This is a genomic window from Cupriavidus sp. SK-4, assembly GCF_000611125.1.
Classification (GTDB): Bacteria; Pseudomonadota; Gammaproteobacteria; order Burkholderiales; family Burkholderiaceae; genus Cupriavidus; species Cupriavidus necator.
Genome location: NZ_JFJW01000068.1, coordinates 26,757 through 28,008 on the forward strand (window position 1 = coordinate 26,757; position 1,252 = coordinate 28,008).

1 protein-coding gene is annotated in these 1,252 nt (G+C 72.4%); it reads right to left on the reverse strand.

Annotated elements, in window-relative coordinates:
* Positions 1-569: 569 nt before the first annotated feature.
* The gene (locus CF68_RS14575; RefSeq protein ID WP_035819930.1) at positions 570-1,106 is read right to left on the reverse strand and encodes an RDD family protein; all 537 of its coding nucleotides are present in this window, start codon (positions 1,104-1,106) and stop codon (positions 570-572) included.
* Positions 1,107-1,252: the final 146 nt, after the last annotated feature.

Below are 1,252 nucleotides of genomic sequence, written 5' to 3' on the forward strand. Positions count from 1 at the left end.
GGCCTCGGCTGTGATGCGCCGCATGGCGGCCAGCAGCGCGCGTGCGTAGTCGTCGATGTCGCCGAACACCGGCTTGAGCTCGATCCCCTCGCAGCGGTAGCCGGCCGCGGCCAGCGCTGGCTGCATGTCGAGCCAGATGGCCTGCCCGCAGGCGTAGCCGTGCACCAGCAGCACCGGCGGGGCGTCGCGGCCGGGCAGGGCGTCAATCGGTGCGGCAAAGGGCGCGTGCGCGCGGAATGGCTGCAGCCAGTCGAACATGCGCAGCACGGCCACGCACTCGGCCGCAAAGCAGCGCAACGCCTCGGGCAGGCGCAGCGGCCGGCGCGTGGCGGCGAGTTCAACCGGTGGTGCGGGCGGATGATTGCCGCGCCCGACCCACAGGCCGCGTCCGCTCAGGGCGAAAGCGAAGGCAATGCCGCTGGCGAAGCTGCCGAGGATGGTCGCCACGCCCGCGGCGACCGCACCGGGCCATGGCCAGCCGCCCAGTTGCACCAGCCCGGCGGCGATGCCCAGCGCCGCGGCCGCCTGCAAGGTCACCGCAAGGCGGCGGATGCCGGCAGCCGACAGGCTCATGGCTTGGGCGGGCGCAGGTCGGTCAGCCGCGTGCCGGCCAGGCGGTCGTGCAGGAACTGGCGGCGCGGATCCAGCCACGCCAGCAGAACCCAGATCAGCAGGCCGGCGCACAGCACCCCTACGAACGGCCCCTTGACCAGCCCCAGCATATGGCCGACCGCCGCCGATGGCGGCAACCACAGCCATGCCAGCACGTAGCGCAGCGCCGCCTGCGGCCAGCGCGGCGGCACGCCGGCGGCGTTCTCGACGCGCATGCGCCAGGTCTGCATGGCCAGGGTCTGGCCGTTGCGTTGCCAGAACCAGGTGAAATACAGGCCCATCACCAGGAAGCTCCAGACCTGGATCACGAGCGGCCCGTCCACGCCAAGCTTCTGCAGCAGCGGCCGCGCCAGCAGGTAGACAGCGGTCGAGGCGCTCAGCACGCCGAACAGCAGCACGCCCTCATAGAGCATGCAGGCGATGCGGCGGCGCAAGGGCGGGGCGGCGGGGCGGGCGGCTGCGGCGGGCTTGGGATCGAGGGTGGCAGCGGGCATGGAAGGCGAAGAAAGCTGGGCTGGCGCACGGGGGCATGGCGGTGCCGGCGCGGGTCAGTCGGGGCCGGCCTTGCTTCGCTGGCCGGCGTGAGACGGCCATTATGCCAAATGACTTGGGGATTACTGGCGCGCGGTGGCGTCAGAAG

What these genes read in the sequence shown, in the direction of transcription:
- CF68_RS14575 (WP_035819930.1), bottom strand. Translation starts at nt 1,106, where the DNA reads ATGCCCGCTGCCACCCTCGATCCCAAGCCCGCCGCAGCCGCCCGCCCC.